This is a genomic window from Collimonas fungivorans (assembly GCF_028292705.1).
Taxonomy (GTDB): Bacteria; Pseudomonadota; Gammaproteobacteria; order Burkholderiales; family Burkholderiaceae_D; genus Collimonas; species Collimonas fungivorans_B.
The window spans coordinates 1-6,888 of record NZ_JAQGLV010000405.1; the positions used below are offsets into that span (position 1 = coordinate 1).

Below are 6,888 nucleotides of genomic sequence, written 5' to 3' on the forward strand. Positions count from 1 at the left end.
GGCGGCCGGCATCTTCGGCGTGCCGGCCGGCCTGCTGGCGCTGATCGTGGTCAGCCTGCTGACGCCGCCGCCCGATCCGCGCGCGGTGGCGCTGGTGCATCACGTGCGGGCGCCTTAGGACTGTTGATTTGACTGCTGTCGTGGCAGTTTCTAGATCGTTCAGGGCTTGCTGCCAAAGGGCTCCGACAGAATACCTACAAGGCTGTTCACACCATTGACGTAATTTCCCAACCGCATATTCTCATTGGCGCTGTGCTGATTGTTATCGGCATTGACCAGCGGCACAATCACGAAAGGAACTTTCAGAGCATCGACTAGCGCGCCAGTCGGAACAGTGCCCCCCATCATTCTGATCTGCACCGGGTCCTTACCGTAGGTCTTGGTCAAAGAGCGGCGCAGCCAATTACTGACTGGCGCATGCAGATCGGTACGAACGGCGCTGCTGGATGCCGATGCCGACTCAAACTCAAGCGAAGCCAGTTTAGGATAGCGGGCGCGATCCGCATCGCTCGGCTCGCCATTGACCAGGTGAAAACCCTGCTTCTCCACAAATCCCTTAAGTAAAGCTATCAGGGCCGCCGGCTCGGTTTCAGGTACGGTACGCAGATCCAGTTCGGCGACGGCCATCGCCGGCACGACAGTGCGAGCCTTCTCGCCGACATCTCCAGATTGCATGCCACGCACATTGAGCGACGGATATTGCATCGCTTCCTGATAATTTTGTCCGACCTTATCTGCCACCGCAATCCCGAGGCGCTGGCGCAGCGCCGCTTCGTCGTCTGGCACTGCGCGCATGACACGCAATGAATCAGCGTCCAGCTTGACGCTATCGTAATAACCTGGAACCGTAACTCGGCCCTCATCATCTTTCATCGATGCCAGCAAACGCGCCATCAATTGCGCCGGGTTAGCGGCATAGTTACCGTAGTGTCCACTATGGCTATCTTGCTTCGGGCCATAAACCTTCAAAGTGCCGACAACGATTCCGCGATTGCCGAATACCAATGTTGGCTGATTGCTGGGGTGCATCGGACCGTCCAGCACGACCAGCATATCGGACTTCAACAAATCCTGATTCCGCTTGATGACGCCGCCCAATGACGGCGATCCTTTTTCTTCTTCTGCGTCAAGAATGACCTTGAGGTTGATCGCCGGCGTCTGGCCGCCGGCTTTGAGTGCGTCAATCGCAGCCAGCAACATCATGATCGGTGCTTTGTCATCCGCCGAGGCTCTGGCGAACAAACGCCACTCTGGATCGACATCCTTGGCGAACAGCTTATCCAGCGGCATGGCTTCCCACTGGCCTGCTGCATTGCGCTGTTTCAGTACTGGTGTCCACGGGCTTTTCTGTTGCCATTCAGAGGGATTGACTGGCTGTCCATCCATGTGTCCATAAAACAGTACTGTGGGAAGACCGGGACCGCTCTTTGGAAACTCTGCAAACAGCAGCGGCTTGCCGTTATTGGGTAATTGCCTGGTATGAAAACCACGCCGCTGAAAAGCCTGTTCAAACCAGGCGGCATTGCGCTGGATATCGGCGGCTACCGCAGAGTCGTTGGGAATTGCCAGCACCTCGGCCCATTCCTTGAAACTTGCTTGCGCAGCAAGCTGCACTTGTGGTGCGATCGATGGTTCAGCCGCATAAAGAGACTGTGTCGAAAATATGGTCATGGCAAAGGCGGCCAACTGACAGTGCTGGAAGAATGTTTTCATATTTTTTCAGGTGCGATCAAATGAGGTCAGAGTATGCATCGGTCAAACCGCGAATCCGAAGCCTGGCGCTTCATGGGCCGGCATGACGGTAACGGCAACATCCATGGTTTGCTGGCCGCCGCCGATCAGCACGCCGCGCAAGGGCGAGACGTCGAGGAAATCCCGGCCCCAACCGAGCGTGATGTGGCTGATATCCGGAAAGATGCCGTTGGTCGGATCGGCGTCTATCCAGCAGCTGTCCTGGCCGTTCAGTCCAGGGCAGTACACCGACACCCAGGCATGCGAGGCGTCGGCGCCGATCAGGCGCGGCTGCCCCGGCGGCGGTTCGGTCAGCAGGTAACCGCTGACATAGCGCGCCGCCAGGCCCAGCGAACGCAGGCAGGACAGCATGAAGTGGGCGAAATCCTGGCACACGCCGCGCCGGGTGGCGAATACATCCGTTACCGGCGTCGAGACCGTGGTGGCGAGCGGATCGAAAGTAAATTCCTGGAAAATCCGGGTCATCAAGGCGTCAATCCCGGCCAGCAAAGGCTGGCCGGGGGTGAACGATTCCGCGGCATAAGCAAGAAATTCGCGCTTGATCCGCACATGCGCCGATTCAAACAGATAGCGCGTGGCCTCCAGGTCGTCCGGCAGCAAGAACTGGCCGGCCTGGTAAGACAGCTTGGCCCGCGCCTGTTCCCAGGCCGGCGTCAGCGGCGGCAACTGGCGCGGCGTCAGGCTGACCCAGGATTCGGCCACCGCGCGCAGATCGGTGTGGTCGCTCTCCAATGAAAACGATTGCATGGGATTGCCGAAGCTGTCCAGCAGCAAGCGCAGGTTTTGCGGCTCAGGCGTGATGCCGATGCCATGCGAGGTACAGGTTTGCCATGGCAAGGAACGCGGCGTCAGGCGCAGCATCTGGTGCGACAGGCGCACCGGCAGCGAGTAAGCGTAGTGGGTATCGTGGCGGATGTGATAAACGAAATCGCTCATTACGACACCCCCTGGCTGACCGGTGCGTTCAAGGGCGTGAAGAAATGCCGGGCCAGTTCGTCCGACAAGGAAAAAGCGCCGGCGATGGCGTCGCGCATCAGCTGCACCAGGCGTGTGTGGGCATCGGCCACGAACAAGGAATCGTGGCTGAGATCCTGCAGTTCAAAGTCGCGCAGCAAGGCCGACAAGTGTGCCGGCGTATCCATGCTGAGCGTACCCAGCTGCTCGGCGATATCGCTCAGGTAGCGCTCCAGCATATGGAACTGGAAAGCAATCCCGTGCGGATTGCTGACGTCGAACACCAGCAGATGCAATACCGGCAGCCATTCTGGCGCGCGCCGGTAGCGCACGCGGTAAGTGACCACGCTGTTGGCCGATTCCAGCAGCCATGGCAGGGTTTTATTCTGGCGCTCCGCAGGCAGCCTCAGGAACTGGCCGAACAAGCCCGCCAGATGCGTCATGCGTTCGATGTGGCGTCCCAGCATCAGGAAATGCCAGCCCTCGTCACGCGTCATGTCGTCCAGCGCATGGCCGGCCAGGCCGACGCAAGCTTCGATCACCTTGTTCAGCATGTACAGCGCAACGGCAGGCGTCACGCTGCTGTCCGCTACCAGGCCTGGCATGCGATTGATCGCTTGCCAGTTATCCAGTGAAAGATGCTCGCGCACCTGGTAGCCGCAATGGTGCAAATGCCGCAGGTTGGCGGCAATGCCAACGCCGGCAGCAGGATCGACGACGGCGGCGATCAAGCCCTGCTGCAAGGCGCTGATGGTGGGCCGCTCCGCCGCCGCCGGCAAGGCAATCCCCAGGCCGCGGCAAATCTCGCACAGCTGGTAGAAGGTTTCGCGCGCTTCGCCCTGGACATCGGTGCTGCGCTGCAGGGTGGCGCGCAGCAGGTGCGCCAGGTTGTCGCAACGTTCGGCATAGCGTCCCATCCAGAACAGGTTTTCTCCGGCATGCGAGGAAATATCGACGGTGCTGCGGATGGTGTCCAATGCAATATCCAGGGAACGCTGGCGGCCGCCAGCATTCTCAGCCGGCATTGCAGGCGCGTCCGCGGCTTCCGGCCGCACCTGCTCCAGCACCCAGACATCCTTGCTGGCGCCGCCCTGCTGCATCGATACGATATCTTTGCGCTGGCGCGGCGCGACCCGCGTCAGGCCGCCCGGCATCACATGGTAGCTGCCGTCGGCGGCGGCCACCACGAATACCCGCAAGCTGATGGCCCTGCTCATCAAGCGGTATTCGCCGCTGCGCGACAACACCGGCGCCTGCGACAGGCGTACCCACTCCTGGGCGACATAAGCGTGCGGCTGGGCATGCAGGCTCTCGATCAGGCGCTGGCGCGACTGCGCATTCAGGCTGTGGCCGTAGATAGGCTGCATCCGCATCGAGGGAAACGCCGGCATGATCACCAGCTGCTCCAGGTTGGCCAAGGTATAGTCGAGCGCGGGTTTTTCACCGCACCACCACGACGCGACCGCCGGCAGCGCCAATGGCTGGCCGAGCAGACGCTGGCAGATGGCCGGCAAGAAGCCGTGCAAGGCGCCCGATTCCAGCACGCCGCTACCCAGCGAATTGGCAATCAGCACATTGCCGAGGCGCGCAGCCTGCACCAGCCCGGGAATGCCGAGGGCGGAATCGGCGCGCAATTCCAGCGGATCGCAATAGTCGTCATCCAGCCGCCGCAGGATCGCATGCACGCGCCGCAGGCCGCTCAGGGTCTTGAGGTAGACCATGTCGCCGCGCACCATCAGGTCCGCCCCTTCGACCAGCGGGAAACCCAGGGTATGCGCCAGGAATGCGTGCTCGGAATAGGTTTCGTTATACGGCCCCGGCGTCAGCAGCACCACCAGCGGCGTCTCGCCGCCAGCCGGCGCCAGCGCGTTCAGGCTGTCGTGCAGGGTATGGAAAAATTTCAGCAGGGATTGCACATGCATGTCGCGCACCGTCTCCGGCAGCGCGCGCGACATGATCTGCCGGTTCTGCAAGGCGTAACCGGCGCCCGACGGCCCCTGGGTACGGTCCGCCATGACCCACCAGTGGCCGTCCGGCGAACGCGCCAGGTCGATTGCATACAGGTGCAGGTGTATGCCCGCCGGCGGCTCGATGCCGCGGCAAGGCCACAGGTAGCCATGCTGGCCGAACACCAGCGCCGGCGGCAGCAGTCCTTCAGACAGCAGCGTCTGCGGGCCGTACAGATCGGCCAGCACTGCATTGAGCAGGCGCGCACGTTGCACCACCGCGGCGGACAAGGTCTGCCATTCGTCGGCGGAAATAATCTGCGGCAACAGATCCAGTTCCCAGGGCCGGTTGGCGCCCTGCGGATCGGCGTACACATTGTAGGTCACGCCGTCGGCGGCAATCGCTTCGCGCACTTCGCGCGCGCGGCGCCGCAGGATCTCCGGCGACAGCCCTTCGAGCTGGTCGATCAGGGTGCGCCAGTGCGGCCGCAGGCGACCGCCGGCTTCCAGCATTTCGTCGTAACGATCCGCCTCTGCGGGATAACTCTCGAGTAAACGCCGGTACATGATTAATCGCTTGCGTCACTTGAAACGGTTAAATGCAAACCCTGCCGCCAAGGCCGCGAAAAAGTCGCAGCGCAAACTGAAAATAGTTGCGCTACGGCTTTTCTGCACCATGACTGCCGAGCTTGATCAGAAGTGACGTAAGTCTAACGTAAATGGGAACTCGATGGACGCTATCGGCGTAGTTACCTGCATCGGGCCCGGGGTGTGGTTGAGACGGAAATAACGCCCCAAGCGCCGGCTTTCGGCTTCGAAAGCATTGACCGGAAACGTCTCGTAGCTGCGCCCGCCGGGATGCACCACGTGATACTGGCAACCGCCCAGGCTACGGCCGTTCCAGGTATCGACCAGGTCGAAGGTCAGCGGCGAGTCGATGCCGATGGTCGGATGCAGGGCCGACGGCGGCTGCCAGGCGCGGTAACGTACGCCGCTGACAAATTCGCCGACACGACCTGTCGGCTGCAGCGGCACCGGTACCCCGTTGCAGGTCAGCACATAACGATCCGGCGCCATGCCGTTCACCTTCACCTGCAAGCGCTCCAGCGAAGAATCGACGTAACGGGCGTTGCCGCCGGAACGGCTTTCCTCGCCCAGCACATGCCAGGGCTCGAGCGCAGTGCGCAGTTCCAGCCCGATGCCATTGATGGCAAAGTCGCCGATTTTCGGGAACCTGAACTCGAAATGCGGCGCAAACCACTCCGGCTTGAGTGCGTAACCAGCCTGCTGCAGGTCGTCCATCACATCGCAGAAATCCTGCCAGATGAAGTGCGGCAGCAGGAAACGGTCGTGCAGCTCGGTGCCCCAGCGCACCAGGCGCGGCGGCTTGTACGGCGTCTTCCAGAAGCGCGCCACCAGCGCCCGCAGCAACAGCTGCTGGGTCAGGCTCATGCGCGCATGCGGCGGCATTTCGAATGCGCGCAGCTCCAGCAGGCCGAGGCGGCCGGTGCTGCTGTCGGGCGAATACAGCTTGTCGATGCAAAATTCGGCGCGATGCGTGTTGCCGGTGACGTCGATCAGCAGGTTGCGCAGCAGCCGGTCGACCAGCCATGGCGCACAGCCGTCTTTCGCCAGCTGCTTGTCCATTTCGGTAAACGCCAGTTCCAGTTCGACCACCGCATCGTTGCGCGCTTCGTCGACGCGCGGCGCCTGCGAAGTCGGTCCGATGAACATGCCGGAGAACAGGTAAGACAGCGCCGGATGGTTGTGCCAGTAGCTGATCAGGCTGCGCAACAGGTCGGGTCGGCGCAGGAACGGCGAATCGCTGGTGGTGGCGCCGCCCAGCACCAGGTGGTTGCCGCCGCCGGTGCCGGAATGGTGGCCGTCGAGCATGAATTTCTCGGTGGTCAGGCGGGTCTCGCGCGCTACGTCGTACAGGTAGGTCGTGTTGCTTACCAGCTCGCCCCAGCTGTGCATGGGCTGGATATTCACCTCGATCACGCCGGGATCGGGCGTGACGCTGAACTTGGCCAGGCGCGGATCGTTGGGCGGTTCATAACCTTCCATCAGCAACGGCTGTTCCAGGGCCTGCGCCGTGGCCTCGATCGCCGCCACCAGTTCCAGGTAATCCTCCAGCCGCTCCAGCGGCGGCATGAACAGGTACAGCACGCCCTGCCGTACTTCCGCGCACAGGGCGGTGCGGGCAATCTGGTCGGCCGATTCGAACGGCGCCGGC

The 6,888-nt window shown here is 62.0% G+C and carries 4 protein-coding genes; all 4 read right to left on the reverse strand.

What is annotated here, in order from left to right:
• Positions 1-159: 159 nt before the first annotated feature.
• Complete coding sequence (locus tag JWQ61_RS21640) at positions 160-1,713, reverse strand: M20/M25/M40 family metallo-hydrolase (protein WP_304362338.1); 1,554 nt, start codon at positions 1,711-1,713, stop codon at positions 160-162.
• Positions 1,714-1,755: 42 nt separating this feature from the next.
• Positions 1,756-2,688 carry a transglutaminase family protein gene (locus JWQ61_RS21645; protein ID WP_304362339.1) on the reverse strand — a complete coding sequence of 311 codons (933 nt, stop codon included), beginning with the start codon at positions 2,686-2,688 and terminating at the stop codon, positions 1,756-1,758.
• A complete protein-coding gene (locus tag JWQ61_RS21650; RefSeq protein ID WP_304362340.1) occupies positions 2,688-5,219 on the reverse strand; it encodes a circularly permuted type 2 ATP-grasp protein in 2,532 nt (843 codons plus the stop codon). Before JWQ61_RS21650 ends, JWQ61_RS21645 begins: the two co-directional genes overlap by 1 nt.
• Before the next feature lie 126 nt (positions 5,220-5,345).
• The coding region (locus tag JWQ61_RS21655) for a transglutaminase family protein (RefSeq protein WP_304362341.1) at positions 5,346-6,888 on the reverse strand (1,543 nt) is incomplete at its 5' end.